This is a genomic window from Candidatus Oscillochloris fontis, from assembly GCF_004138135.1.
GTDB classification, from domain to species: Bacteria; Chloroflexota; Chloroflexia; order Chloroflexales; family Chloroflexaceae; genus Oscillochloris; species Oscillochloris fontis.
The window spans coordinates 76926-102834 of sequence record NZ_RYFD01000002.1 but is presented as its reverse complement, the minus strand read 5'-3'; the positions used below and the strand labels follow the sequence as shown (position 1 = coordinate 102834).

Below are 25909 nucleotides of genomic sequence, written 5' to 3'. Positions count from 1 at the left end.
GTTTTTTGGGGCTGGGAGTTGGTCTGGGCTTATGTCGCCCCGGCCCTTGGCCCTGGAATACTGACGGGCCTCTTGTATTAAGGCATTGCATTCAGAGGGTGAATATGGAGCGGGCTGCAAAGTAAGGGGCGGGTGGCACGTAGCCACCCGCCCGCGTTGGTTATACGCTGAGGAATAGGGCTAGGGATTGATATTATTCTCCTTCCCCCCGGCGATGGTGTAGTACTTGTCGGGGATGTTGGCAAAGTCGAAGAGGTAGTTCCCCGGCAAGAGTTGCATGTTGTTGTTGAAGGTACGCCACGTACCCGTATAGTAGCGCGTCGGAGTCGGAGTGATGGTTGTGTTGAAATTCACCTGCCCGGTCTGGAAGGTAACTGTTGCGTTGCTGCCCACGTGCTGCCACTTCTCCTGGCGCGCCCCGGCATAGCTCATGCGGAAGCTATAGTTGAGCGGCAGCAACTCCATCATCACTTGCCCATCATCCTCCAGCGTGTCGCCGGTTCCGAAGTCGTGCCACGTACCGGTGTAGTACTGCACCGTCTCGGTCGTGCCGGTGATCAGCTTGTTGCTACTATCACGCAGTTCCATCGTCACCAGAACCGTATTGAAGGTGACGACTGAACTCGTAGGTGTAACCGTGTGCCACTTCTCCTGGCGCGCCCCGGCATAGCTCATGCGGAAGCTGTACTGGAGCGGGAGCAACTCCATTGTCACCTGCCCATTCTCCATCGTGTCGTTGGCGGCCCCGAAGTCGTGCCACGTACCGGTGTAGTACTGCACCGGCCCGGTCGTGCCGATGATCAGCTTGTTGCTACTATCACGCAGTTCCATCGTCACGCTGACCGTCTGGAAGGTAACAACTGGACTCGTAGCCACGTTCTGCCACTTCTCCTGGCGCGCTCCGGCATAGCTCATGCGGAAGCTGTAGTTGAGCGGCAGCAACTCCATCTTCACCTGCCCATCCTCCAGCGTGTCGCCGGTTCCGAAGTCGCGCCACGTACCGGTGTAGTACTGTACCGTCTCGTTCGTGCCGGTGATCAGGTTCTTCTCCAGGCTACTATCACGCAGTTCCATCGTCACACGAACCGTATTGAAGGTGACGACTGAACTCGTAGGTGTAACCGTGTGCCACTTCTCCTGGCGCGCTCCGGCATAGCTCATGCGGAAGCTGTAGTTGAGCGGCAGCAACTCCATCGTCACCTGCCCATCCTCTAGCGTGTCGTTGTCCCCGAAGTCGAGCCACGTGCCAGTGTAATACTGTACCGGCCCGGCCGTGCCTTTGATCAGGCTCGTGCTACTATCGCGCAGTTCCATCGTCACATTGACGGTCTGGAAGATGACGATGGGATCTTTCGCCAGATTCTGCCACTTCTCCTGGCGCGCTCCGGCATAGTTCATGCGGAAGCTGTAGTTTGCGGGTGCGCCGGGGAGAGCAACGCTCAATACCCCATTCGTGGTTGTTCCCAGGGGCTTCCATGTACCACCGTAGTAATCCACAGGTGTAGCGGTCGCGATGAGTGTACCTTTGGAGTTGAGCAGTTTGACGATGGTGAGGGTATAGACCGACGTATCCTTGTTGAGGTCAACGGCATCGAGGACGTAGCTTTCGTTGCCGATCCTGACCAGCACATCGTAGGTACCCTTGAGCGCCGTAAAGGTAGCTTTATCCTTCTGGTAGGTACGTTCATCCACGGCGGCCCCGTAGGTGCCAGGGTTGCCATCGTTGAGCTTCAGGTAGACATGGACGCTGCTTTTACCGGGGAAGTGCAGGGTGAAGGTGGAGACGATCCCATTGATGGTGCAGATCCCTGTGCTACAGTCAACATCATACGTATTCTGCTGCGCCCCCTTGACAACCACGACCTTGTAGAGGCTCTTTTCGGGAGCTTGGGCCTTCAACACGGGGATCGTGGTCGAGCCAGTGTTCTGGTAGGTGCGCTCGTCTACCGCAGCACCGTTGGTTGTCTTGACGTAGGTATGCACCCCGGTGATGCCAGGGAACTCCACCTTCAGTTGGGCGACGATGTTCTCGACGACACAGGTGTCGCCAGAGCAGTCCACAGGCTTAATGATCTGCTGTGCCCCCTTGACGACCACGACATTGTAGGTTCCCTTGAGAACCGTGATGGGAACCTCGTCATTCTTCCAGGTACGCTCATCCACCGCAGCGCCATCGGTGGTTCTCACGTAGGTATGCACGCTGCTGATGCCAGGGAACTTCACTGTCAGGGTGGTCACGATATCATTCAGGACGGGATTTGTCCCCAAGACGATCACATTGTCAATGATCTTCGTCTGGGAACCCTTCACCAGCTTGACATCATAGAGACCGCTGGGGAGGTTGCCGAAAGAGGCCGTGTTATCCTTCCACGTTTGCTGCGCAACCTGTGGCCCGGTAATCAGATTGGGTTTGTTGTCGCTCTTGTAGATGTAGGCATGGACACTGTTGATGCCCGTGAAGTCAACAGTGAGCGTGCTATTACCGAGAACACACACCTCACCGAGACAATTTACGTCCTCCCAGCGATAATCTTTACCCGCTGCGGTGACAACCACATCGTAGGTTGCCTTGAGGACATTGTAGTGGCGCTCGGCCCCGTGTTGGTTGCCCACACTCCAGATGGAGATACCAGTACTATCGTAGAGGCTCGTAGTGACACTGCCGCCAAGGTTGAGGCGCAGGTCAAGGGGCAGATCGGCGACAACATCACCAGCACTACACGGCACGGCAGGTGTGCATTGAATGCTACTGACAGAGTGGGTCTGCGTCCCCTGGGTAAGTACAACATCGTATTTACCCTCAAGGACGTTGTACTCGCGGTTGGCCCCGTGCTGGTTGCCCACCGTCCAGAGCGTCTCACCGCCATCTCTATTCAACTGAACGCTAATATCCTTGTACCACGTGCCACTCAGATCCACATTCAGAATCGTGTGCGGCACATCCGCACTACAATTGGCGTTCTGGCAATCAATGCCGCCAATGGTGTTGTTCTGTACCCCCTGGGTCAGCACAACATCGTAGGTACCATCAAGAACGTTGTAGGTGCGAGTGGCTCCGTGCTGGTTGCCCACCGCCCAGAGTTTCTCACCACCAGCCATATTCAGTTGGACGCTAATATCCTTGTACCACGTGCCACTCAGATCCACCGTCAGGATCTTACGCGGCACTGTAGCGACACACGGATCAGCGCCGGGCGCCTCCGTCGTACAGACAACGTTCGGGATGGTATTGCTCTGCGATCCTTGGGTCAGCACAACATCGTAGGTACCATCAAGAACGTTGTAGGTGCGGGTAGCCCCGTGCTGGTTGCCGACAGTCCAGATCTCCCCACTACCAGTTATTTTCAGTTGGACACTAATGTCCTTGTACCATGTGCCACTCAGATCCACCGTCAGGATCGCGCTGGGAACCTTGGCGACACAGGTATCAGCGCCGGGTGCCTCCGTCGTACAGACGACGTTCGGGATGGTATTGCTCTGCAACCCCTGGATCAGCACAACATCGTAGGTACCCTCAAGGACGTTGTAGGTGCGAGTGGCTCCGTGCTGGTTGCCCACCGTCCAAAGCAACGTCTCGGCACTCGGATCGCTATTGTTGTCTTTGTACAAGGCAACGCTAATATCCTTGTACCACGTACCACTCAGATCCACCGTCAGGGTCTTACGCGGCACAGGTGGACTACAACTGGTGGCTTGGCAATCAATGCCAACGATGGTCTTGCTCTGCGGCCCTTGAGTAAGCACAACATCGTATTTACCCGCAAGGACGTTGTAGGTGCGAGTGGCCCCGTGCTGGTTGCCGACAGTCCAGATATTCGCACCACCAGCCATATTTAGTTGGACGCTAATGTCCTTGTACCACGTGCCACTCAGATCCAGCGTTAAGGTCTGTTTGAAGCCCGTGACTTCGCAGATACCAGGACCACACACGAGATCATCTTGAATCCAGGACTGACCGCCCTGAACCAAGCGCACATCATACGTACCCGGGTTGATACTGTAGGTGCGCGAAGCACCGTGCTGATTGCCTTTGGTCCACAGTTGATTACTAACGGTACCGTTTACTCCATCCGAGACATACAGCTCAACCGTAATATCCTTGTACCACGTACCATTCAGATCCACCTTCAGCGTACTCGTTCCCTCTTGGGCCTGGGCGGTTGGAGTGAGTGCGAGAACGGCGAGCAGCCCTACAACGACCGCCACCATGGTTGTGAAACGCCAATTCCTGTGATTAGACATCATCGTCTCCTCGTTTCTTCCGTGTCCCAACCTTGGGATGTACCAACGTAGCGCCAATATCACGCTATGCAGAAGACACATCAAGCCTAATTCCAGAGATAGGAATTAGGCACGATACAGTTTTGGCAATATGGTGTAATAAAAGAGTGAAGGATGTTGCTACGAGGAGGCAAGGATGCTACTGCGAGGAGGGAAGCATTGCTTAAAGCGGATTATATCTTGCTATAGATGTTAATGTCAAGTAAATATATGGTTACAAAATTCGTTAAAAAATACTTTTTTTGTGATATTTGATACAATGAAATAAGGATAATAAACAACACGAGATGATCACTACATCTCGCGCCGTTTGGGCTATTTCCGTATGTAAGGGAATTGATTACTGGGACGCCGCCATTAGCAACGAGGCGATCCTGACGCGGTTACTGGCGCTGAATATGGAGTGGGCTGAAAGGTAAGATGCCTGACCAACTGCTTGCGTATTGAGAAGAATCCCCTAGATAGGGTAGTGATCCCGTTGCCAGAAAGGCGTATGCAATAGCAACGATGTTGATCAAGACCGCTCCAATCACCACGACCGCTATGCGCCTGCGGGTCGCCTGTACATGTGATGGGTCGGCTTGACGGGCCGTGGCTTGTTCGATCTGCATGGCGAGGGTTTCGCCATCCCAGAGGTCTATCGGCTGATTACGGGCCTCGGCATAGCCCTGGGCAGTAAAACCGCTCGTTGTTACCAATAGTGCGCGATCCGCCTTCTGGATGTAGAGTGTGCCGATTAGATCACGGATGTGGGATGGTGGTATCTTCTTTCGATAGCGCTTACATTGAATGACATAGCGTTTTCCTTGGTAAGAACCAGTCAGATCAGTTCCACGATCTCCACTTCCTCCGTGATGTTGTAACTTTGTCCAGCCTAAGTCGGCGAGAAGTTGCTGGACCCGTAGCTCAAATTCGGTAGGCGTGAGTTGACTGAGGGCGATGCGGTTGAGTCGTCGGCGCTGTGCGTGGCGGATAAGATTGACGATTGCCCAGGCAACCAAGCAGAACGTTGAGAGTGCGAGGATAACCACCGCAACTCTCCACTCGTTCGATAGACCTTCAATCCAGCGGTAGGTGCTGAAGAGAGCGACACAGATCACCACCCCCAGTCCTGCGATGCTTGCATCAGAGCGAGTACGGCCTGATCTTCGACGTGCCATAGAGATGTTCTTGTCTCCTAATGTATGTAAGGTGGTGCGTTCATGCGATGCGATGGGTGGTGATGCTGCCACTCAGGCTCACCTCGCCAAGCGTAGCGAAGATCTGGCCCTCGGTGATGGAGAGACTCAATGCGCAGCGTCGTTCGAGGTGTGTGGCCAAGCCATCTATCAGGTGGCGATCCAGCGCGTAGACCGGGATACTCTCGGCGTGGTAGATCTTCTGCCCGGCAAGCTGGGTGCAGAGTTGAGTCGCATCGCGGTGAGTATAGATCACGGCCCGCCCACTCAACTTACTGCCCCGATGTAGCCGGGTGGCATCGGGCAAGCCTACCTCGATCCATGCCGTCACCTGACCAGTAGCGTCACGCACCCAGATCGCTGGCTCGTCACCGGCGGAAATGCCCTGGCTGAACGCGATGCCCTCGGTATACTCGCGGCAATAGGCCAGCACGCGGGTAACGAGGTAGGCGGTACTCTCGGAGGGATGGCGGGCCACGCGGAGATCCAGCGTCTCATAGACGCCGCGATCCATATCGGCGAGGTCAATGGCTAGGTTATAAATGGTGGCTCCTTGGGCCATCGGGGGGGTACTCCTTGCATCCATATTGTAGCATCGGCACCGCGTCTTACCACTAAAATCATCTACACATCATAAAGCCTAGTGCCGAAACGACACTAGGCTTCTGAGTTTGGTGAGCCGGGTGGGGGTCGAACCCACGACCCTCTGATTAAAAGTCAGGTGCTCTACCACTGAGCTACCGGCCCTTCCGCGCCCCATTATAGCCGAGGTGCTAGGCAGCGTCAAAAAAGCTGTGCTATGTAACTGTTCACACTTGGGGTAAAGGAAGCTTCTGATTGACGCAAAGGCGCAAAGACGCAAAGGTTTTGTTGCAGGCTTTGCGCCTCTGCGTCTTTGCGTCAAAAACTGGAAGCTAGGAGAAGTGTGAACAGTTACTGTGCTATACTGAAATTCGCAAACCCGCGATCTCTGTTCAATGAGGGGGCTCTATGCCGTCCGTTCCCATTCCAACGATTATCGAGCGTACCGCCCGTGGTGAGCGTAGTTGGGATATCTTCTCGCGCTTGCTTCAGGAGCGGGTGATTATGATCGGCACGCCGATTGATGATGATATGGCTGCGGTGGTCGTGGCGCAGTTGTTGGTGCTCCAGCATCAAGATCCTGAGCGCGATATTTGGCTCTATATCAATAGCCCCGGTGGGGTCGTGCGGGCTGGTTTGGCTATCTACGATACGATGCAACTGATCTCGCCTGATGTCTGTACGGTTTGTGTCGGGCGCGCTGCCAGTATGGCGACGGTCTTGCTGTGTGGTGGGGCCAAGGGTAAGCGCTTCGCGTTGCCTAATGCGACGATCCATTCCCACCCGGCGGGTGGTGGGGCTGAGGGTTATGCGCCTGATGTTGAGATTGCGGTGAATGAGATGCTGCGCCTGCAACGGATGTTGCGGGAGATTATGGCTGAACATTCTGGTCAGCCAGTTGAGCGGATTGAGCACGATTTTAGTCGTGATGCCTATCTCACTGCTCCGCAGGCGATTGAGTATGGTTTGATCGATTCGATTCTGGAGCCGAATGGCTCGCGTTAAAAGACCATGTATGTTTAGGGCTGTTGCCCTAAAACCCACGCTCTAGACCCGCTTTTTTCTCGTATGGTGGCGGCATTGCCGCCACCATACGAGAGAGTAGCATCTTCCCCAGCCATGCCCGACTTATCCCGATTGTCTGTGGCTCAAGTGGTAAGGTCAGGTGGCTGGCACGTGGCACCAGGTGGAATTCGCCCCATCCCGCACTCGCTCGTGCGACTTCTTGCTCGCTCCCTGGGTGTAGGACTGCGTCACGTCCGGCATAGACCAGCAGTAGTGGCGGGCGTTGTGGGTTGGCTTTGATGCGCTCTAAGCTCCCCACCAGATCCAGCGCGTCGAAGAGATCCCAGGTGCCGATTTGCGCCCGGATGCCGCTGGTCTGCCACGCCTTGAGGATGTGGTAGAACGTGCCGTCGCGGAAGAGGTGGATGAGTGGCGGGCGCGCTACTCGCAGCATCTCCGTGATCTGCATGCGCCGGTAGCCCGCTTTGTCCACTCGTAACCGGGGTGGACTCTCCCACACTACCAGGGCGTCGCAGGGTGCGCCGTTGGCAACCGCGCATGCGGTGACGGCTCCGCCCAGGCTCATGCCGAGCAGTCCTACCCACGCATAGCGCTCGCGTAACCAGCGCGCCGCCGCGCCCACGCTTTCGATGATCGCTGGGTAGCTCTGTGGTCGCGGACTCTCGCCATGGCCGTCGAGGTCAATCAGCAGGATGGCGAATCCTTCGGCTACCAATGCTTCACACAGCCGCCATGCGTAGAAGGTCTTGTCGGCCCCGGAGCCGTGGGCAACACAGATCGCTGCGCGTGCTTCCTTGGCGGGAATGATGTGCAGTGCTGGGATCGCGCCGTATTCGCCGGGGATGTCGAGGCGTTCGATTCTTCGATTGACATAATGTCCAGGAGTGAGTTGGTGTTTGGGGTTGAGGTGAGGGTTGGCGAGGCATGCCATGCCGATCTGGATCGGGAGTGCCAGGGGTAGGCTGGTGAGCAGATCGCGTAGCCTGGGACGCCCGGCCATGCCGAGCAGACTCAGTATGACTCCGCCAACCCCGCGCCCCCAGGATAACCCGTGTAGCCCGGTGTGGTGTGCGAGGCTGTCGAGTAGGCCGAGCCAGGTGATGAGTCCGCGTAGGATTGTGGGCGCTTGCTTCATATGTACTATAATCTACCACATGCATGACGACACTATTGCTGCGATTGCCACCCCGCCCGGTGAGGGCGGGCTAGGGGTTGTCCGCCTGAGTGGCCCCCATGCCCACGCGATTGCGCTGGCGGTCTTTCGGCCCCTCCATCCCGGCCCGCTGCGGCCCTACCGCTTACGTTATGGGGCGGTGGTTGATACTACCGGTGCGCCGATTGATGAGGCGCTGTGTGCCTATATGCGCGCACCGCGTAGCTTCACCCGCGAGGATGTGGTTGAGATCTCGTGTCACGGTGGCCCGCTGCCGGTGCAGATGACCCTCGCTCGCGTCTTGGCGGCGGGGGCACGTTTGGCGCGTCCGGGTGAGTTTACGTTGCGCGCGTTCCTCAATGGGCGGATCGATCTGACTCAGGCTGAGGCGTCGCTTGATGTGATCCGTGCGCAGACGAGTGCTGGCTTGGCACTTGCCCAGGCTCAGTTGGGGGGCTGGTTGGCTCAGGAGGTGCGCAGTTTGCGTCGCCAGTTGTTGGAGCCACTTGCCTACCTCACCGCGCTGATTGATTTTCCTGAGGATGAAGTGCCGCATCAAGAGTATCTCCCGGCGCTTCATGCCGGGTTGGCCGGGGTTGAACGGCTCTTGGTCGGGGCTTCACAGGGGATCGTCTACCGCCAGGGTGCCCGCGCTGCGCTGGTCGGGCGTCCCAATGTCGGCAAGTCCTCGCTGCTGAATGCGTTGCTGCGGGTTCAGCGGGCGATTGTTACGCCTATTCCTGGTACGACACGCGATACGCTTGAAGAGACGGCGAATCTGGACGGGATTCCGGTGGTGCTGATTGATACCGCTGGTATTCGCGAGAGCCACGATCCAGTCGAGCAGTTGGGGGTGGAACGTTCGCGCCGGGCGCTCGCCGGGGCCGATCTGGCGCTCTTGGTGCTTGATGCGACCGTGCCGCCCGGCCCGGCAGATCGCGTGATTGCTGAACTGACCTACGAAAAACCAACCATCCTGATCTGGAATAAGCAGGATGTCGTGCATAACCCCGATCTCGTCCCGCCCAGCCCCTTTGCGCATCCCCATCTGCTGGGGGTGGTGGCGACCACTGCCACGACCGGGGCGGGTATTGATCTGCTTAGCCGCACGGTTAGTCGCGCACTGTTGGGTGGAGCGCCGCTTGCCTCTGGGGCCGCGCACTTGGTGAGTAGCCCGCGCCACCGCGATGCTCTTCAACGTGCTGCGGATCACTTGCGGGTGGTGCTGGAGAGTTGTGAACAGGGGCTTCCCGCTGATTTGCTGGCCGGAGATCTCACCGTGGCGCTCAATGCGCTGGGCGAGATGACGGGGGAGACGGTGGGTGAGGATCTGCTCGATACGATCTTTGCCCGTTTTTGTATTGGGAAATAGAACTTATGGTCGCGATGACCTATACCCATGTCCCGTTTGGTACGATTGTGGCCGATCTCCGTCAGCATGCAGCCAGTTTGCCCTCGCCATTCGATTCGTTTCTTGAAGAGCATATTCTTGAGTCCAACTACTATCGGATTGAGGTAGATGGGGCGAAGGCGGGGTTTTGTGCTATTCATGCCGAAACCCTGATCACCCAGTTCGGGTTGGATCGCCCCTATCGGCGCTATGGCCAAGCGATCTTTTATGGTGTGCGCCGCCTGGAGAATGTGCATGCCGCCTTCGTGCCGACTTGCGATGAACTCTTTTTGGCCCATGCGCTCGATGAGAGTCGGCAGATTGATCGCCAAGCCTACTTCTTCCAGACCCTCGACGACTCGCCGCCGCTGCCGCCGGATACCCACCTGCGCATGGCGACCATGGCGGATGCCGAGGTTATCCGTGCTGGGGCGGGGGGCTTCTTTGATCGGCTGGAGGATAATTTGGCCCAGGGGAAGCTCTACCTCACCGAGCAGCAGGGCGAGTGTGTCGGTTTTGGGGTGATTGAACGCAGTATGCTGATGCCCCAGGTGGCGAGTGTGGGGATGTTCACCCTGCCTGCCTACCGGCGGCGCGGGATTGGTACCGCGACGATCTGTGGCTTGATCGCCGAGTGTCGTCGCATTGGTCGCCAGCCGATTGCGGGCTGTTGGTACCATAACCACCGCTCCAAGCAGACCTTGGAGGCGGCGGGGATGTATAGCCATACGCGGTTATTGCGGGTCAGCTACTGATGGGTAGTTATATTCTGCTGCTCCACCTGCTGGCTGGCCTGCCCGATCTTCAGGTGGGGCGTTTGGGGCGCTATGCCTTTGCTCCCGGCTATTATCTCTATGTGGGCAGCGCCTTTGGCCCCGGCGGGTTGCAGGCGCGGCTGCGCCACCATGAGCGCCGCGATAAGCCGCGTCTGCACTGGCATATTGACTACTTGCGCGTCCATACCGATCTGTTGGCGATCTGGGCGGTGACGAGCTCGCAGCGGCTTGAGTGCCACTGGTGCGCGGCATGCCGCCAGCACCCGCGCTTGAGCATTCCCGTGCTTGGCTTTGGGGCCAGCGACACCAGTTGCCGCTCGCATCTCTTCTACCTGCCCGATCCGCCCCCACCCGATCTGCTGGCCGAGATCATCTTGGCTCCGGTGATTGCATTGGGGGCGGGGGAAATCCGGTTGGATGTGTATACGTAGCGTCGCAATATGTTGCGTAGCGCCGCAATATGTTGCGTAGCGCCGCAATATGTTGCGTAGCGTCGCAATATGTTGCGTAGCGCCGCAATATGTTGCGGCGCTACAGAAACCGTTCGGCATCCGACCAGAGCAACTCTTGGTTCCCGATCACCACCGTATCGCCCTCTTGCAAACCGGCCTTCAGGAGCGCATCACTGATCTTCGTCGCATCAAGAACGCGCTGGACGCGATCTACCGATTCGGGCTGATCAAAGTTGGTCATGGCCACCAGCCGCTCGATCTTGCCTCCACGCACCCGCCAGCGCCCGCCCTCGCGCTCCACTGTAAACAGGTTCGGGTCAATTTCGGGCACGCCCCAATCCAGAACGGGGAGTTCGCTATCGCGTAGGGGTGCGGGTTCGACGGGGAGGCTGCGCAGCACTTCGGCTACGCGGCGGAGTAACGCATCTACCCCCTCGCGGGTGGCGGCGGCAATCGGTACGAGGTTCTCCGGCTCAACCGGCAACTCGCCTTGCAGCCGTGCGAGGTTCTCCGCCGCCTCCGGCAGATCCTGCTTGTTCAGCGCCACCACTTGGGGGCGCTCGGCCAACTCCGGGCGATATTGGCGCAACTCGGCATTGATCTGATGGTAGTCATCCAGCGGATCGCGCCCATCCACCCCGGCACAATCAACCACATGGATGATCACACGGGTGCGCTCGATGTGGCGCAGGAAGTCGTGGCCCAGACCCACCCCGGTATGTGCGCCCTCGATTAGGCCGGGGATGTCGGCGACCACAAAGCGGTCATAGTCGCCCACCGTGACCATGCCCAGGTTGGGTTGGAGGGTGGTGAAGGGGTAGTTGGCAATCTTGGGCTGGGCGGCACTGATCATCGAGAGCAGCGTACTTTTGCCCGCGTTGGGGAAGCCGACCAGACCCACATCGGCGATTAGTTTGAGTTCCAGATCGATCTGCAACTCCTGACCTGGTTCGCCATACTCAGCGATGCGCGGCGCTTGGCGGGTCGAGGTCGTGAAGTGGACATTGCCCAGGCCGCCCTTGCCGCCACGCGCCGCCAGGAGGCGTTGGCCGGGGAGCGCCAGATCTATCTCATACGGCACCCCATCAATCACCGTGCGCACTACCGTTCCGGGTGGCACACGCACCTCAAGATCGGTGCCCTGTGCCCCAAACATGCGGTTCTTATGCCCGTGGCCACCCTGTTCGGCGGCAAACTTACGCTGAAAACTGAAGTGGAGTAGCGTATTCAACTCCGGGTCTGCCACCAGATAGACATGGCCACCCCGACCACCATCGCCACCATTCGGGCCGCCACGCGGAACAAACTTCTCGCGGCGGAAGGTGGCTGCGCCGTTGCCACCATTACCCGCCCGTACCGTAATCGTTGCGCGGTCAAAAAAATCTTGTGCCATACCAGAACCTCAAGCCGTTTCGCATAAAAAAACGGGGGCGGTTGGCCACCCCCGACCACCCACCAACGGTGGGATACTAGACCTTCTTCTCATCCGCCTTTGGGGCGTCATCGTCGCGGACAGCCTTCTTAAACTCGCGGATGCTGCTGCCGAGTGCGCCGCCAATTCCAGCCAGACGACTTGCGCCGAAGACGGCGATGACAATGACGAGGATAATTAGTAATTCCCATGGTCCAGGAATAGGCATTATGGCTCTCCTTCACGCCAGTGGTATACCCGTCTTGACGGGAGATCTACGCGCATTATACCCTAGTAGGGGGGGGGTGTCAACACCGTTTGCTCATACGCCCGCAGCGTGCGCTCCGCCGTCGTGGCCCAAGTGAAGTGGGTTGCTCGGCGCAACCCACGTGTGCGCAGGTCGGCGTGAAGATCGGGATCGCCCAGGACGCGGCAGAGCGCAGCGGCGAGCGCATCGGCGCTGCGCGGATCAACCATGAGGCCCGCGTCGGCCACGACCTCTGGCAGACTGGAGGTATTCGAGGTGACAACTGGGGTGCCACAGGCCATCGCTTCCAGGGGCGGCATGCCAAAGCCCTCGTAGATCGAGGGGAAGGCGAAGACGGTTGCGGCTGCGTACCAGAGCGGCAACTCCTCCTCGTCCAGGTAGCCAACAAACTTGACCTGCTCGCGCAGACCGAGGTGTTCGAGGCGCTCAAAGATCGTGTCATAGAGCCAGCCCTTGCCCCCACCGACCAGCAGCGGCACATCTGGGAAGCGGCGCGTAACTTCGGCGTAGGCATCAAGCAGCGTGGTGAGGTTCTTGCGCGGCTCCAGCGTCCCCACATAGAGCACGAAGCGCTCTGGCAGCCCGTGGCGGGTACGGAACGCCTCCAGTTCGGCGGGTGGTGGCGGGCGAAAGTGGGACCGTGCGGCATTCGGCGTCACCACCACGCGCTCGGCGGGAACCCCCAGGATGCCCACTACTTCGCGCTTGGTATGCTCGGAGACCGCCAGGATGCGGGTGGCGCGGCGGGCGCTCAGGCGAGTGGCGAAATCGAGATAGGTGCGGTTGTAGGCGCGGAAGGTCTGTGGGAAGCGAATAAACGCCAGATCATGGATGGTCACTACGCTCGGCACCGGGCAGTTGAAGGGCACCACATTGAGTGCGCCGTGGTAGAGGCTGGCCTTGGTCATGCGCAGCAGGGTGGGGGCCAGGAACTGTTCCCAAGGAATCCGAATACGCGGGTTGATCGTTGGCAGGTGGCTAGGGCGCACATGAAAGTTGGCCGGTAGCCCCAGCGCGGCATTATCGAGGCCACGGGTGGTATAGATATCGTACTGGTTGTGCTGATCGATCTGCGCTAGATGCAGCAGCGTCTGTTCGATATAGTGGGAGACCCCGGCGCGGCGGAAGGAGCGGGTATGGGCCAACAGGTGGGCATTGACAGCAATACGCATAGCTTAATATTCGTGGTGAGGCACGAGACCCCACTGATTGATCGGGTAGTAAATCAGCCACGCTTGGCCCACGACCCGGTCGAGGGGTAGCGAATCCCATTCGCGTGAATCACTACTGTTGTTGCGATTATCACCCATTACAAAGATCGTCCCCTCAGGAACGACAAATGGCCCATTGCCACACACGCGGCTGCTCATACATGCGGTTGGACTATCGAGGTAGGGTTCGATCAGTTCGATCCCATTCAGAAAGACCTTGCCATCCCGGATCTCCAAGGTGTCCCCCGGTAGGCCGACCACGCGCTTGATATAGTCCTTGCTCACATCGCGGGGATACTCAAAGACCACCACATCGCCGCGTCGTGGCTGGTGAAAGGGGTAGATAATCTTTTGGGGAATCGCCTCTTGACCTGGAAAGAGGCGTAAAGGCGCATTGATATCGAAGTGAAAGTAGATCAGCTTATTCACTAGGATATATTCACCTGTGTGCATCGTTGGCTCCATACTGGTGCCTTCGATCTTAAAATTCTGCACGATCCCGCGCACAATAAAGAAGATGAGCAGAATAAAGATTGCTGTTTCCAGCAACTCGCGCACAAACGAACGAACCCGCACTTGTGGCTGATCTTCAGGTACCTGATCAGCTAGTTGTTCCCAGGTACTATTGACACTTGGTGGTTCTGGTGGGGGTGGAGCCGACGCATCAATCCCGATCCGGCGACGTAAAGGTGTCTGATCCATGGTATCCTTGGCGCAGCAGTACGATACTATGCTACACTATCTGCTACAGAGTGTGGTAATCCAGACTAATGATGAGGGGTCAAGTCGCCCAATTCGCCCGCATTATACCCCAAGGGTGGGCAAAGCGCTAGGGTCGCGTAACTGTTCACACTTGGAGTAAAGAGCATCGTCACTCTGAGCGCAGCGAAGGGTCTCGGTCGGGGACGCTTCGCTTCGCTCAGCGTGACAGCAAAGCGGGCTTCCGTAGGAGACGTGTGAACATTTACCACACGAGGAGCATAAACATACAGTATGGATACACCGCTTGCCGAACTTCTCACCCCCAATGACGATGGTGCCTTTCACTGTGCGGCATGTCAATGGCGTTGTGCCTTGCGGCCGGGTGAAACCGGGCGTTGTCAGGTGCGGGTTGCCACCGACGAGGGGATTAGCCTGTTAGGCTATGGCATGATCAGTGGGGCATCGATCTGCCCGATTGAAGATAATCGCTTGTGGCATTTCTTCCCCGATACCATGATGCTGGCCATCGGAAGTTGGGGCTATGCCTCGACAGTGGATCAGCAACGTGGTCCCTATGCGGCTATCCCCGAAGATCCGACCAAGCAGCGCCGCCTTGATGCTGAGCGTGCGGCCAATTTCGCCCTTGAACGGCTCTGCCGAGGAGTGGTGTGGGCCTATGGCGAACCTGCCGTAGCCCACGAGTATGTGCTGGCGTTGCTCCAACTCAGCCGCGCCTCTAGCCGCGTGACGGCACTGGTGACGACGGGCGTCCTTACGACCGAAGCGCTTGAGGAGCTTGGCCCCTACCTGGATGCGATCAGTTTTGATCTGCGTGGCTTTAGTGATGCGAGTTATACTCGCCTAGGTGGCCTCCCCAACTGGCGCGATGCACTCGCGATTATTGCTGAGGCGCACGACCGTTATCACTGCCATATCGAGGTGACGACTCGTATCCACCATGGGGTGAATGATAGCCCCGAAGAGTTGCGCGAGTTGGTCGAGTGGATCATGGCGACTCTTGGCCCCTATACCCCCTGGCATCTTCTTCCTGGCGATGCGGGAAGTGGTACAGCCTCGTCGGTGGTGCGGGCGCGCCGGATTGGCCACGAGAATGGCCTGCACTACATCTATACCACCGAAGCAAATCAGACCACCCGTTGCCCAGCGTGTCAGGCAACGCTAATTACGCGGGTTAATGGTATGGCGCGTGTAGTTGGGATGAAGGATGGGATGTGTGAGACGTGTGGCCACGATCCGCAATTGCAACTCTCGATCTTTAAGGCGCGTACATCGTCCTCGTAGGAGCGAAGCATCGCCCGCCAACCTCATTCGGGTTCCTCTGCTCCATGGCGGGCGAGGGATGATCGGGGAACCCGGTATGTGTAGGGGCGAAGCATCGCCCGCCAACCTCGTTCGGGTTCCCCTGCTCCATGGTGGGCGATGGATGATCGGGGAACCCGGCATGTGTAGGGGCGAAGCATCGCCCGCCAACCTCGTTCGGGTTCCCCTGCTCCATGGTGGGCGATGCTTCGCCCCTACGAGATGATCGGGGAACCCGGCATGGTGGGGGAACCCGGCATGTGTAGGGGCGAAGCATCGCCCGCCAACCTCGTTCGGGTTCCCCTGCTCCATGGTGGGCGATGCTTCGCCCCTACGGGATGGGGGTGAGAGCCATAAGGATTCTGTTTAGCCCCATGATGAAAGACGCGGATGTCGTCGCAACGGTGATGACGGCAGCATTGGCGGCGGTTGAGCCAGGAGCGGCGCTGCGGGCGCTTATGCAGGTTGATGCGGGGCAGCTCCGGGTTGGCCCGCAGCAGTATGATCTGGGCCAGATCGGGCGTATCTGGTTGGTGGCGGTGGGCAAGGCGGCGCGCCCGATGGCGGCGGCAGCGGCGTTGATGCTGGGGCAACGTCTGCATGCCGGGGTGGTGGTGGCGCCGGAGGTGGCTGAACCCATTGCGGGGATGCGCGTACTCGCCGCTGGGCATCCCATCCCCAATGCGGCCAGCATTGCCGCCGCGCAGCAGGTGGCGGCGCTCTTGGCTCAGACTCAGCCCGCTGATCTGGTGTTGGTGCTGCTCTCTGGGGGTGGCTCGGCCTTGCTGAGCCTGCCGGTGCCGGGGGTGGCGCTGGCCGATCTGCAAGCACTGACACGCCAGTTGCTGGCATGTGGCGCACCGATCCAGGCGATCAACTGTCTGCGGAAGCATCTTGATCAGATCAAAGGCGGCGGGTTGGCCCACATGGCGGCTCCGGCCCATCTGCTGACGCTGGTGCTCTCCGATGTGGTCGGCAACTCCCTCGATGTGATCGCCTCTGGCCCGACGGTGCCCGATCCGACCAGTTTTGCCGATGCTTGGGCGGTGATCGAGCGCTATGGCCTTGTGGCCTCGCTCCCACCTGCTATTCGCGAGCATCTTCAGCGTGGACTCGCCGGGCAGGTGGCCGATACGCCCGGCCCCGCTGCGGCCTGTTTTGCACGCGCCACGACGCTGTTAGTGGGGAGTAACCTGCATGCCGCGCAGGCAGCGCAGTGCGCAGCCCAGGCAGCCGGGTTCCAGAGCATGATCCTCACTACCTACCTACAAGGCGAGGCGCGAGCGGCGGGTCGCTTGCTGGCCGCGATTGGGCGTGAGTTGGCGCTGGGCCAGCATCCCCTGCCGCGCCCCGCCTGCATTATTGTGGGTGGGGAGACCACCGTGACGCTGCGTGGAGGTGGGCGCGGTGGGCGCAACCAGGAGTTGGCGCTGGCGGCAGTATCCGATCTGGCCGGGTTGCCCGACATTGCCCTGCTGACGCTGGCTACCGATGGGGTGGATGGGCCAACCGATGCGGCTGGGGCGCTGGTGACGGGAACGACCCTTCAGCGCGCCCAGGCGTTGGGGCTTGATCCGCAGGAGTACCTCGCCCGTAATGATGCCTATACCTTCTTTGCCGCTTTGGGCGATCTGATCCATACTGGCCCCACTGAGACCAATGTGAATGATCTGGCCTTTCTGTTTGCACTACCTCGAAATTCTTGTTTCTGACGCGAAGACGCAAAGGGTGCGATGATACACGCTCTTGAAGGCTTTGCGTCAATATCTGGGAGATTTGTATGCTCATCGCCGATACCTCAATGCTCGTATCCTCGGAGCAGCAAGTGCTCTTCGGGCGGCGCATTCTGATTACGGCCCCCCGCAACTATGCGCTGCGCTTTGCCCAGGCGGTGTTGCGGCATGGTGGCTTGCCCATCCTCATGCCGACGATTGAGACCGACCTGCTGTCCGACTATACCGAACTGGATGCGGCACTGCATCAGCGTGCGCATCTGGATTGGATTGCCTTTACCAGCCGCAATGGGATCGAAACCGTTCTACACCGTTGTGATGCCTTGCAGATACCCGTCAAGGAACTCAATCATTGCCACCTGGCGGCGATTGGCCGTGATGCGGAGCGACTGCGCGAGGTGGGGCTGCGGGTGAGCCTCTTGCCGAGTGAGCCAAGCCCGCGTGGGATTGTGGCGGAATTGGCGCAGCGCCCAGAGAGTCGCGGGCAGCGGATTCTTGTTCCCGCGCCCGCCGTCGAGGGGCTGGAGGAACCCGATGTCATCCCCAACTTTGTGGCGGGGTTGGAGGAGATTGCTATGATCCCGCTGCGTGTTCCGGCCTACCGCACCCGCGTCTTGGAGGCGCGACGCTACCAGCTTGAACTCGATCTGATCCGACGCGGCGCGGTAGATGCGATTGCCTTCAGCAGCGCCGGTGAGGTGGCCGGGTTTCTGGCGATGATCGATCCTCCAGCGGCGGGGCCAGCGATCTGCTGCTTTGGCCCATACACCGCCGCCAATGCGCGCCGTATGGGCCTTGAACCATCCGTCGTGGCCAGTGACTTCAGTTCTTTTGATGGTTTTGTGGAGGCGATTGCAGCGGGTTTGGGGTGATACTTGTAGGGGCGATGCTTTGCCCCTACAACATTACCCGCCGCACACCCTTTGTTCATTGCCTGTCAATAAATGATTCTGTGTTAGGATAGATAACCCCATAACGTGGTTTTAACCACGAGTTGTAGATGTTCGTTAAGGAGGTTTGGAAGCCCATGCGTACATTGCGCTATCTTGCCCTACTGGCTCTCGTGCTGATCATGGCTGGATGTGGTGCTGCCCCACAGGCGGCGACGACCCCTGTGGTTCAGCCAACCACCGCAGCGACTGAGGTTGCCGCTGCCACAAGCGCGGCGACGAGCGAAGCGACCGTTGAGGCCACGGTCGAGGCCACCACTGAACCGACCGAGGTTGCCACCGAGCCGGTGATGGGTGGCACGGTGACACGGGCGATCACGGCTGAGCCGACCAGTCTCGATCCCCACGCGGCGCCCGGTTCGGGGCAGAACATCATCCTGCCCTACATCTTCGAGACTCTGATCTTCCGCGACATGGATAATACCTACAAGCCCTATCTCGCCAAGAGTTGGGAGATCAGTGAGGACGGTCTGAGCGTCACCTTCGTTCTGCGTGATGATGTCATCTTCCATGATCGCACGCCACTGAATGCCGAGGCGGTCGTCTTCACCTTCAATCGCTTCAAGGATGCCAAGACCTCAGCCGGTGAGGGTCTGGCGATGATGACCGGGGTTGAGGCGGTGGATGAGTACACCGTGCGCTTCACCTTCAGCGCCCCCTCGGCGGTCTTCTTTAGCACCCTCGTCACCCCCTACGCGAGTATTGTCAGCCCAACTGCCGTTGCGGCTGCCGGCGATGCGTTCGGCCAGCAGCCGGTGGGTACCGGCCCCTTCAAGCTTGCCGAGTGGCAGCAGGGTACCGCCGTGGTGCTAGAGCGCAACTCCGACTACGCTTGGGCACCAGAGACGATCAGCAATGCGGGTGCGCCCTACATTGATAACGTGGTCTTTAAGGTCATCCCTGACGCTGCCACCCAATTGGCCGCGCTCCAGGCGGGTGAAGTTGACCTGATCTTCGTCAACTCGCCCAATCACATCAGCAAGCTCAAGGAAGACAGCAGCGTCCAGATGATCGAAACCCAGATGAACAGCATGATCTACCTGGGCTTCAATCTGGCCAAGACTCCGCTTGATGATGTGAAGGTGCGCCAGGCGCTTTCGCATGCGATCAACAAGGACGAGATCCAGATGGCGGCGCTGAATGGGATGGGCGAAGTGGCGTTTGCGCCGATGGCCCCCACCCTGCCGGGCTTCGATCCCAGCCTGAAGGATTTGGAACTGGGCTATGATCCAGCCAAGGCGACCGAGTTGCTGACCGAGGCGGGTTTTGCACCCGGCCCGGATGGCACGATGACCAAGGATGATCAGCCGCTCAACTTCGTGCTGCTCACCTTTGCGCGGGCACCCAATGAGGATGTTGCGACCCTGATCCAGAACCAACTCAAGGCGATTGGCGTCAATGTCGAGATCCAGCAGTTCGATACCGCAACTGCCGCCAAGGCCGCCACCGAGGGTCAGTTCCACCTCATCCTCTGGCGCTATGACCGCAACGATGCCGATGTGTTGAATGTTAACCTGCACTCGGATCGCATTGGTAGCTCGAACCGCTTTGGCTACAGCAACCCTGCGGTTGACGCCCTGCTCGATCAGGCGGCTCAGGAGTTGGACGAAGTCAAGCGTGCCGCGTTGTATGTCGAGGCGCAGAAGCTGATTATGCCCGATGCGCCGTGGCAGCCGCTCTACATCCCGGTGGATGTGCTGGCGATCAGCAAGCGCGTCGAGGGCTTCCATTTGGCTTCGATGGGGCGCATTCTGCTCCAAGACGCGCAAGTGGTTGCACCGTAAACCCCATTGTGTACGATCAGGCACAGCACTGTGCCTGATCGTACACCCACCCACTATGTTCGGCTATCTCCTCAAACGACTCATCAGTGCAGCCCTGGTTCTGGTCGCTGTCAGCATACTCGTCTTTGCGCTGCTCAATGTCATCCCCGGCGATGTCGCGCAGACGCTGGCGGGTGATTCGGCGTCTCAGGAACAGATCGCCGCGAAGCGCCGCGAATTGGGCCTGGATCGCCCACTGCCAGTGCGCTACCTGGAGTTTGCGCAGGGGGTGGTGCACGGCGATCTGGGCAAGTCGGCGATCTCTGGCCGCCCGGTGAGTACGTTGCTTATGGAGCGCTTCGGGGCGACGGTGAATCTGGCGCTGGCGGCATTGGCGTTGGCGGTCTTCTTTGGCTTATTGGCGGGAACGATAGCGGCGCTGCGTGCCGGGGGCTATGTTGATCTGCTGGTGATGATGTTCACCACCCTGGGCGAATCCTTACCCTCGTTCTGGTTCTCGCTCTTGTTGATCCAATTCTTTGCGCTACACCTGGGCTGGTTACCCGTCCTTGGTGCAGGCACCTTGGCGCATCTGGTGCTCCCGGCGATCTCGCTGGCGCTGCCCGCAATTGCGCTGATTGCGCGGATGGTACGTGGCTGCTTACTTGACGTAAAGAATGCCGACTTTGTGCGCACGGCGCATGCCAAAGGCTTGAGCCATTTTGCCGTTTGGCGCGAGCATATCTTTCGCAACGCCATCCTGCCGGTGATCACGATGCTCGGTCTCTACCTGGGGAATTTGCTAGGTGGAGCATTTATTATCGAGACGATCTTCGCCTGGCCGGGCTTAGGGCGCTTAGTGGTGCAGGCGATCTTCGACCGCGACTTCCCAGTGGTGATCGGGGCGGTCTTATTGATCGCACTCATCTATCAGGTCTTGAATATTCTGGTTGACCTCGCCCATGCATGGTTCGATCCGCGTGTGGGCACGGAGGCGATGTAACTCATGGCGTTTCAGGCAGAAGCGGCGGGTGCAGTCTCCGCTCTTCTTGATCGTCCGCGACGACCACGGCGACGGATCGTATTGCGGCCCAATCTGGTGATCGGCGGCATCTTGGTGTTGCTGCTGATCCTGGGGGCGACCTTTGCGTCACTGCTGAGTCCCTACCCACCCGACCAGATGAAACCGATGATTCGCTTGCAACCACCGAGCCTGGAACACCCCTTCGGCACCGACATCTTCGGGCGCGACATGTATAGCCGCGTCCTGCATGGTGCGCGGATCGCGTTACGCATGTCGATTCTTTCGGTCTTATTAGCGGCTATTCCCGGCGTATGGATGGGGATGCTCGCAGGCTACCACCGTGGCTGGGGCGAGCGGCTCCTCTCGCGGGTGATGGATGCGTGGCTCTCCTTCCCCGGCCTGCTCTTGGCGATTGTCTTTGTGGCACGCTTGGGGCCATCGCTCAACACAACCGTGATCGCCCTAGGGGTAGTGGGCATCCCCTCGTTCTACCGCATGGCACGCAGTGGTACGATCTCCACCAGCCACATGCTCTATGTGGAGGCTGCGCGGGCCTCTGGAGTGAGCAATACGCGCATCCTATTGCGCCACATTCTACCCAACCTCGCCTCGCCCTTAATCGTACTGCTTACCATGCGCATCGGCACGATGCTGCTGGCCGCAGGCGGACTCAGCTTTATTGGCCTGGGTGCCCAACCGCCCCTGCCGGAGTGGGGCGCACTGCTCGCGGCTGGCCGCGACCACCTCGATACGGCATGGTGGCTGGCGCTCGCACCGGGCATGGCCTTCACCCTGAGTGTGATGGGGTTCAACCTGTTGGGGGATGGATTACGCGATCTGCTCGCACGAGAGTAGAACTGCTACCTCGGTGGGGGTTCGGGGGCGGCGCAGCCGCCCCCGAATATTTGTATGTTGTGATGGTATGGCGGCGCAGCCGCCATACCATCACAACGATGATCCTAAATTAACTTCTCGTGGTGCCACTCATTCTCTAGCTCAACCGCATCGGCCGCACCATCACGGTGCAGGATGGCCACTGCTTCATCACGCTTATCGGCACTTGTCTGCACCATGAGGATCGTCTTGCCCTCGTGGAGCAGATTCTCATAGACATGCGCTTCGTCCTTGGTGATACCCGCCCAGGTCAGGCCACCGAGGATACCACCACCGACTGCACCCGCACCGGCACCGGCGATAGCGGCGGCAATTGGCCCAGCCACCAAGATTGGCCCAATACCGGGAATGCCGACAACGAGCATCCCCACCAAGGCACCGAGCACCCCGCCGACTAAACTGCCGCCCACGGCACCAATGGCAATATCCTCACCATGTTCAACCTCCGCGCCCTCGATCTTGACATGCTCGGCATGGTCGCTCTTGGGCGAAATAAGGCTGATCTTCTCGCGGAGAAAACCCTTCTCCAACAGATCGGCGAGTGCGTGCTCAGCATCGGCAGATGACTGAAAAACCCCTACAACTGCATGCGTCATCGGAAAACCTCCTTTGGTCGGTTGCCAGATAATCCCGGAACTGAGAAGTGGTGGATTATCCTTCTACACCGTTGTATACCGCCCGATAGAGACCCGTAGAGCTAGTCTATCATAATCCGGCAGGGTTTGCTTGAGGAACTTCTGGGATACCCCTACGACCCACGAATCCGCAACTTCTCAAAATGTGTTCGGCGCAATAGGCGGAGCACCACCCGCTGGTATGTGGGGAAGGCTGCCATGCCGGTTGCAGTCTCCACTCGTTCGATCTGGTCTATCACGTAGACCTGCCCACGGTGAAGGACGGTACACCCACCAGCAGCCACAATATTCTTATACCAATCCACGACTGGCCCGTAGGTTAGCTCGATCATAAACCCGTCGGGGATGGGCGCGAGCACCAAGGGGGTCTCATAACTCTTCCCGCTGTGCCGCCCGCTATGACGGATCAGGCTGAATGGCCCGATCCCAGATCGGGCCATTCGGCGAGTTAGGGGGTTGAGGGTGTACTTGATCAGGCGTAGCCATGCTCGCCGGATCGAGGCTGCGTGCTTCATCGCTGCTGCGCTCCATAGCTCACGACACGCTGAGCTAGGCGTGAATTTCTCACCCTAAGTATAGCCGTTGTCTGGAGGCTATGCTTGCGGTGTTATGTTCCTGCTCTTCCTCGTCCTCGTACTAGGCGATTGGGTTAAGCAGATCCCGATGACGGCACTCGTCGCCGTGATGATCATGGTCTCTATCGGCACGTTCAACTGGGCCTCGCTGACGAACCTGCGTACTAACCCCAAATCGGCAAGTGTGGTCACGTTTGCCACGGTGGGCGTCGTTGTTCTCACCCACGACTTCGCGCAGGGCGTGATAGTTGGGGTTGCGCTGAGTGCGCTCTTCTTCGCCCATAAGGTCTCGCGGCTGTTGGTCATTACCTCTAGGCATGCGGGCGATGAGTGCCACCGGCGTTATGTGGACGAGGTGCGGGGCAAGTTCGATGAGTGCGATGATCTGTTCGTGCTTGATCCCGGTGCTGTTGTTTCGGTGATCTTGCTGAACTTCAATACCCTACCACCGGCGGTACAGGGCATGTGCAAAGTTCTTGGGGCGGCGCAGTCGCCCCCGAACCCCCACCGGAGGTGACTTTGCACAGCCCTGACCGGCGGTATGCTGCGGTTGCGCCTGCATCTTATCATCTTTATAATGTCATAGGATAAAGCAGAGGATCATACCTATGTCATTATATGAAACTGTTACGTCGCAGCCGCCCGATCTGATTGCTACCCTGTGTGAAAGCTGGCCAGGGCTTGCTGAAGTCTTAGAAATGCTGATGGCCGAGCAGACGGTTGAGGGGCGGGTTGATCAATTACGCCATATCGCCGGGCTTTGGTATGCGCAGGGTGGTGTGGCGGAGGTGTTGGCCGAGTTGGGCCTGGTGCTGGCGGTTCGTCTCCAGATGCCCCAGGGCTTGGTGGTGAGTGAATTGATGCTCGCCTTTGGTGCAGCACAGGAGGAGCAGCGCACCCGCGAGTGGGAGGCGCGCCTCCTGGCGCGTGCCTCGGAGTTGGATGGTTTGCATCGCATTATCTCCGCTGCTAACTCGACCCTCGATCTGGATACCTCGCTCCAAACGGTGGTTGAGACGGTCGCTGAGGTGGTGCATGTGCAGGCATGTTCGGTCTACCTCTACGATAAGCATCGTGATGAACTGGTGCTGCGGGCGGCACGCGGCCTCAATTTTGCCGCCGTTGGCCAGGTGGTAACCAAGTTGGGTACTGGGGTGACGGGCTGGGCGGCGCAGTTGGGGCATCCGGTGGCGGTGCGCGATGTCTCGCAGGAGACGCGCTTTACCGTTGAGCCGCAGCTTGGTGATCAGATCTTCCACTCGGTCTTGGCGGTGCCGATTGTGCTCTTTAGCGCCGAGCGCTTCCAGTTTAGTGCTGATAAGCTCCAAGGGGTGATCAGTGTCCAGACGACTGGGCCACGCGATTTTACCCAGGAGGAGATCAGTTTTGTTGAGGTGGCCGCCGGGGAGTTGGCCTTCTTTATTGCCAATGCCCAGCTCTACCAGCAGACGGATGAGCGGCTGCATCAGAAGTTGCGCGAGTTGACCACCCTCCAGCAGGTGAGTAAGAGTATTGCCGAGCAGATCGGCTTGCGCGACGTGCTGAACCTGATCAGTGAGAAGGCGGTCGAACTGGCCCAGGCGGATCGCGCTGCGATCTTCCAGATGGATGATGGTAAACTCCAGTTGGTGTCGAGCCATGGTGGTGCGGGTGATGGGGTGCGCGATTTTATCATCCAGACGGTGCGTGACAGCCGCCCGATGGCGGTGATGAATGCCTACCAGGATGCGCGCTTTCCCGATTTGGCCCAGGTGGCTGTGCGCGAGAACTTCCACTCACTCTTCTGTATGCCGCTGCGGGCGCGTGAACGCACGATTGGTGGTATCTGCCTGTATAAGTCCGAGCCACATCTGTTTGATTACGAGCAGGTGCGCTTGCTCAGTACCTTCGCCGATGAGGCTGCGATTGCCATCGAGAATGCGCGTTTGTACGACGAGAGCCAGCGTGCCTTGATGATCAAGTCGGCGTTGCTCCAAGAGATGCACCACCGCGTGCGTAACAACCTCCAGACGATTTCGGCGCTGCTCGCTATGCAACTGCGCCGTGTCGAACCGAATAGCCAGGGCGCTAAGGCGCTGCGCGAAAGTGCCTCGCGCATTCAGTCTATTGCTGCCATCCATAACTTGCTCTCGCGGGAAGATCTGGGTGTTACCACCGTCAATGCGGTGGCGCGGCAGGTAGTGGACAGCACCAAGGCGACTCTGGTTGATAACGATTTTCCGATCAAATTTGCGATCACCGGCGATGCGGTACGGGTTGGCTCACGTGATGCAACTGTGTTGGCGCTGGTGATCAACGAACTGATCAGCAACTCGCTCACCCATGGCCTCGCCGCTGAGGGGGGCAAGGTCGAGATCTCGGCGCTGCTTGGCGATGAGATGGTGATTGTGAATGTGCGCGATGATGGCCCATCGCACCCGCCACCACCGATCAGCCATAGTAGTGGGCTGGGGTTGCAGATCATCGAGACCTTGGTTAATGAAGATTTAGGTGGCCGTTTCCAACTCTTCCGTGAAGAGGATGGCCCATGGATGTGTGCGCAGGTGCGCTTCCCGCAACGTTCGATTATTGAGGAAGAGTGAGGA

At 58.8% G+C, this 25909-nt stretch carries 22 protein-coding genes and 1 tRNA gene; 12 read left to right on the top strand and 11 right to left on the bottom strand.

Annotated features, from left to right (window positions below):
• Window positions 1-180: 180 nt before the first annotated feature.
• From EKD03_RS01515 to EKD03_RS01500, 4 genes are all read right to left on the bottom strand, one after another.
• The gene (locus tag EKD03_RS01515; protein ID WP_161569154.1) at window positions 181-4245 is read right to left on the bottom strand and encodes a hypothetical protein; all 4065 of its coding nucleotides are present in this window, start codon (window positions 4243-4245) and stop codon (window positions 181-183) included.
• A gap of 419 nt (window positions 4246-4664) precedes the next feature.
• Complete coding sequence (locus EKD03_RS01510) at window positions 4665-5441, bottom strand: restriction endonuclease (protein ID WP_129626591.1); 777 nt, start codon at window positions 5439-5441, stop codon at window positions 4665-4667.
• Window positions 5442-5481: 40 nt separating this feature from the next.
• A complete protein-coding gene (locus EKD03_RS01505) occupies window positions 5482-6021 on the bottom strand; it encodes a YaeQ family protein (protein WP_129626589.1) in 540 nt (179 codons plus the stop codon).
• A 110-nt stretch (window positions 6022-6131) separates the two neighbouring features.
• A tRNA-Lys gene (locus tag EKD03_RS01500) sits at window positions 6132-6206 on the bottom strand.
• A gap of 243 nt (window positions 6207-6449) precedes the next feature.
• On the opposite strand from EKD03_RS01500, the gene EKD03_RS01495 reads away from it, so the two are divergent.
• A complete protein-coding gene (locus tag EKD03_RS01495; protein ID WP_129626587.1) occupies window positions 6450-7046 on the top strand; it encodes an ATP-dependent Clp protease proteolytic subunit in 597 nt (198 codons plus the stop codon).
• A 28-nt stretch (window positions 7047-7074) separates the two neighbouring features.
• Here the strand turns inward: EKD03_RS01495 and EKD03_RS01490 are convergent, their stop codons facing one another.
• Window positions 7075-8202, bottom strand: coding sequence for an alpha/beta hydrolase (locus EKD03_RS01490; protein ID WP_129626585.1), 1128 nt, complete (start codon window positions 8200-8202; stop codon window positions 7075-7077).
• Between the two features lie 19 nt (window positions 8203-8221).
• On the opposite strand from EKD03_RS01490, the gene mnmE reads away from it, so the two are divergent.
• The 3 genes from mnmE to EKD03_RS01475 are packed head-to-tail and all read left to right on the top strand — an operon-like array spanning window position 8222 to window position 10817.
• Entirely contained in the window at window positions 8222-9592 is a 1371-nt protein-coding gene (gene mnmE / locus EKD03_RS01485; RefSeq protein WP_129626583.1) for a tRNA uridine-5-carboxymethylaminomethyl(34) synthesis GTPase MnmE, read from the top strand.
• Between the two features lie 5 nt (window positions 9593-9597).
• A complete protein-coding gene (locus tag EKD03_RS01480; RefSeq protein ID WP_129626581.1) occupies window positions 9598-10365 on the top strand; it encodes a GNAT family N-acetyltransferase in 768 nt (255 codons plus the stop codon).
• Window positions 10365-10817 carry a GIY-YIG nuclease family protein gene (locus tag EKD03_RS01475; RefSeq protein WP_129626579.1) on the top strand — a complete coding sequence of 151 codons (453 nt, stop codon included), beginning with the start codon at window positions 10365-10367 and terminating at the stop codon, window positions 10815-10817. The genes EKD03_RS01480 and EKD03_RS01475 overlap by 1 nt, the downstream gene beginning before the upstream one ends.
• Before the next feature lie 100 nt (window positions 10818-10917).
• Here the strand turns inward: EKD03_RS01475 and obgE are convergent, their stop codons facing one another.
• The 4 genes from obgE to lepB all read right to left on the bottom strand — a co-directional run bounded on the left by obgE (window position 10918) and on the right by lepB (window position 14430).
• Entirely contained in the window at window positions 10918-12231 is a 1314-nt protein-coding gene (obgE, locus tag EKD03_RS01470) for a GTPase ObgE (protein ID WP_129626576.1), read from the bottom strand.
• Window positions 12232-12307: 76 nt separating this feature from the next.
• Window positions 12308-12478, bottom strand: a complete 171-nt coding sequence (tatA, locus tag EKD03_RS01465; RefSeq protein ID WP_129626574.1) for a twin-arginine translocase TatA/TatE family subunit — start codon at window positions 12476-12478, stop codon at window positions 12308-12310.
• 62 nt (window positions 12479-12540) lie between these two features.
• Complete coding sequence (locus EKD03_RS01460) at window positions 12541-13689, bottom strand: glycosyltransferase family 4 protein (protein ID WP_129626572.1); 1149 nt, start codon at window positions 13687-13689, stop codon at window positions 12541-12543.
• Between the two features lie 3 nt (window positions 13690-13692).
• Complete coding sequence (gene lepB / locus EKD03_RS01455) at window positions 13693-14430, bottom strand: signal peptidase I (protein WP_129626570.1); 738 nt, start codon at window positions 14428-14430, stop codon at window positions 13693-13695.
• A gap of 291 nt (window positions 14431-14721) precedes the next feature.
• Here lepB and EKD03_RS01450 point away from each other — a divergent pair, with 291 nt between their 5' ends.
• The 6 genes from EKD03_RS01450 (at window position 14722) to EKD03_RS01425 (ending at window position 22075) form a co-directional block, all read left to right on the top strand.
• On the top strand, window positions 14722-15732 hold the full coding sequence (locus tag EKD03_RS01450) for a radical SAM protein (protein ID WP_129626568.1): 1011 nt from the start codon (window positions 14722-14724) through the stop codon (window positions 15730-15732).
• 392 nt (window positions 15733-16124) lie between these two features.
• The gene (locus EKD03_RS01445; RefSeq protein ID WP_129626566.1) at window positions 16125-17462 is read left to right on the top strand and encodes a glycerate kinase type-2 family protein; all 1338 of its coding nucleotides are present in this window, start codon (window positions 16125-16127) and stop codon (window positions 17460-17462) included.
• 68 nt (window positions 17463-17530) lie between these two features.
• On the top strand, window positions 17531-18355 hold the full coding sequence (locus tag EKD03_RS01440) for a uroporphyrinogen-III synthase (RefSeq protein ID WP_129626564.1): 825 nt from the start codon (window positions 17531-17533) through the stop codon (window positions 18353-18355).
• A 155-nt stretch (window positions 18356-18510) separates the two neighbouring features.
• Window positions 18511-20217, top strand: a complete 1707-nt coding sequence (locus EKD03_RS01435; protein WP_161569153.1) for an ABC transporter substrate-binding protein — start codon at window positions 18511-18513, stop codon at window positions 20215-20217.
• A gap of 55 nt (window positions 20218-20272) precedes the next feature.
• On the top strand, window positions 20273-21199 hold the full coding sequence (locus EKD03_RS01430) for an ABC transporter permease (protein WP_129626560.1): 927 nt from the start codon (window positions 20273-20275) through the stop codon (window positions 21197-21199).
• A gap of 3 nt (window positions 21200-21202) precedes the next feature.
• A complete protein-coding gene (locus EKD03_RS01425) occupies window positions 21203-22075 on the top strand; it encodes an ABC transporter permease (protein WP_129626558.1) in 873 nt (290 codons plus the stop codon).
• 104 nt (window positions 22076-22179) lie between these two features.
• Here EKD03_RS01425 and EKD03_RS01420 read toward each other — a convergent pair whose 3' ends face one another.
• Together EKD03_RS01420 and EKD03_RS01415 are read right to left on the bottom strand one after the other, a co-directional pair.
• A complete protein-coding gene (locus EKD03_RS01420; protein ID WP_129626556.1) occupies window positions 22180-22710 on the bottom strand; it encodes a general stress protein in 531 nt (176 codons plus the stop codon).
• Window positions 22711-22862: 152 nt separating this feature from the next.
• Complete coding sequence (locus EKD03_RS01415; protein WP_129626554.1) at window positions 22863-23264, bottom strand: nitroreductase family deazaflavin-dependent oxidoreductase; 402 nt, start codon at window positions 23262-23264, stop codon at window positions 22863-22865.
• Between the two features lie 94 nt (window positions 23265-23358).
• Here EKD03_RS01415 and EKD03_RS19150 point away from each other — a divergent pair, with 94 nt between their 5' ends.
• Complete coding sequence (locus tag EKD03_RS19150) at window positions 23359-23841, top strand: SulP family inorganic anion transporter (protein ID WP_174842788.1); 483 nt, start codon at window positions 23359-23361, stop codon at window positions 23839-23841.
• Between the two features lie 181 nt (window positions 23842-24022).
• Window positions 24023-25906, top strand: a complete 1884-nt coding sequence (locus EKD03_RS01405) for a GAF domain-containing protein (RefSeq protein WP_420808786.1) — start codon at window positions 24023-24025, stop codon at window positions 25904-25906.
• The last annotated feature ends 3 nt before the right edge of the window (window positions 25907-25909 follow it).

Bases quoted from the DNA above. Each gene is read 5' to 3' on its own strand.
- EKD03_RS01405 (WP_420808786.1), top strand. From the start codon at position 24,023: ATGCTGATGGCCGAGCAGACGGTTGAGGGGCGGGTTGATCAATTACGC.
- EKD03_RS01420 (WP_129626556.1), bottom strand. From the start codon at position 22,710: ATGACGCATGCAGTTGTAGGGGTTTTTCAGTCATCTGCCGATGCTGAG.
- EKD03_RS19150 (WP_174842788.1), top strand. From the start codon at position 23,359: ATGTTCCTGCTCTTCCTCGTCCTCGTACTAGGCGATTGGGTTAAGCAG.
- lepB (WP_129626570.1), bottom strand. From the start codon at position 14,430: ATGGATCAGACACCTTTACGTCGCCGGATCGGGATTGATGCGTCGGCT.
- EKD03_RS01440 (WP_129626564.1), top strand. From the start codon at position 17,531: ATGCTCATCGCCGATACCTCAATGCTCGTATCCTCGGAGCAGCAAGTG.
- EKD03_RS01450 (WP_129626568.1), top strand. From the start codon at position 14,722: ATGGATACACCGCTTGCCGAACTTCTCACCCCCAATGACGATGGTGCC.
- EKD03_RS01425 (WP_129626558.1), top strand. From the start codon at position 21,203: ATGGCGTTTCAGGCAGAAGCGGCGGGTGCAGTCTCCGCTCTTCTTGAT.
- EKD03_RS01460 (WP_129626572.1), bottom strand. From the start codon at position 13,689: ATGCGTATTGCTGTCAATGCCCACCTGTTGGCCCATACCCGCTCCTTC.
- EKD03_RS01445 (WP_129626566.1), top strand. From the start codon at position 16,125: ATGATGAAAGACGCGGATGTCGTCGCAACGGTGATGACGGCAGCATTG.
- tatA (WP_129626574.1), bottom strand. From the start codon at position 12,478: ATGCCTATTCCTGGACCATGGGAATTACTAATTATCCTCGTCATTGTC.
- obgE (WP_129626576.1), bottom strand. From the start codon at position 12,231: ATGGCACAAGATTTTTTTGACCGCGCAACGATTACGGTACGGGCGGGT.
- EKD03_RS01515 (WP_161569154.1), bottom strand. From the start codon at position 4,245: ATGATGTCTAATCACAGGAATTGGCGTTTCACAACCATGGTGGCGGTC.
- EKD03_RS01490 (WP_129626585.1), bottom strand. From the start codon at position 8,202: ATGAAGCAAGCGCCCACAATCCTACGCGGACTCATCACCTGGCTCGGC.
- EKD03_RS01430 (WP_129626560.1), top strand. From the start codon at position 20,273: ATGTTCGGCTATCTCCTCAAACGACTCATCAGTGCAGCCCTGGTTCTG.
- EKD03_RS01475 (WP_129626579.1), top strand. From the start codon at position 10,365: ATGGGTAGTTATATTCTGCTGCTCCACCTGCTGGCTGGCCTGCCCGAT.
- EKD03_RS01415 (WP_129626554.1), bottom strand. From the start codon at position 23,264: ATGAAGCACGCAGCCTCGATCCGGCGAGCATGGCTACGCCTGATCAAG.
- EKD03_RS01435 (WP_161569153.1), top strand. From the start codon at position 18,511: ATGCGTACATTGCGCTATCTTGCCCTACTGGCTCTCGTGCTGATCATG.
- EKD03_RS01495 (WP_129626587.1), top strand. From the start codon at position 6,450: ATGCCGTCCGTTCCCATTCCAACGATTATCGAGCGTACCGCCCGTGGT.
- mnmE (WP_129626583.1), top strand. From the start codon at position 8,222: ATGCATGACGACACTATTGCTGCGATTGCCACCCCGCCCGGTGAGGGC.
- EKD03_RS01510 (WP_129626591.1), bottom strand. From the start codon at position 5,441: ATGGCACGTCGAAGATCAGGCCGTACTCGCTCTGATGCAAGCATCGCA.
- EKD03_RS01480 (WP_129626581.1), top strand. From the start codon at position 9,598: ATGGTCGCGATGACCTATACCCATGTCCCGTTTGGTACGATTGTGGCC.
- EKD03_RS01505 (WP_129626589.1), bottom strand. From the start codon at position 6,021: ATGGCCCAAGGAGCCACCATTTATAACCTAGCCATTGACCTCGCCGAT.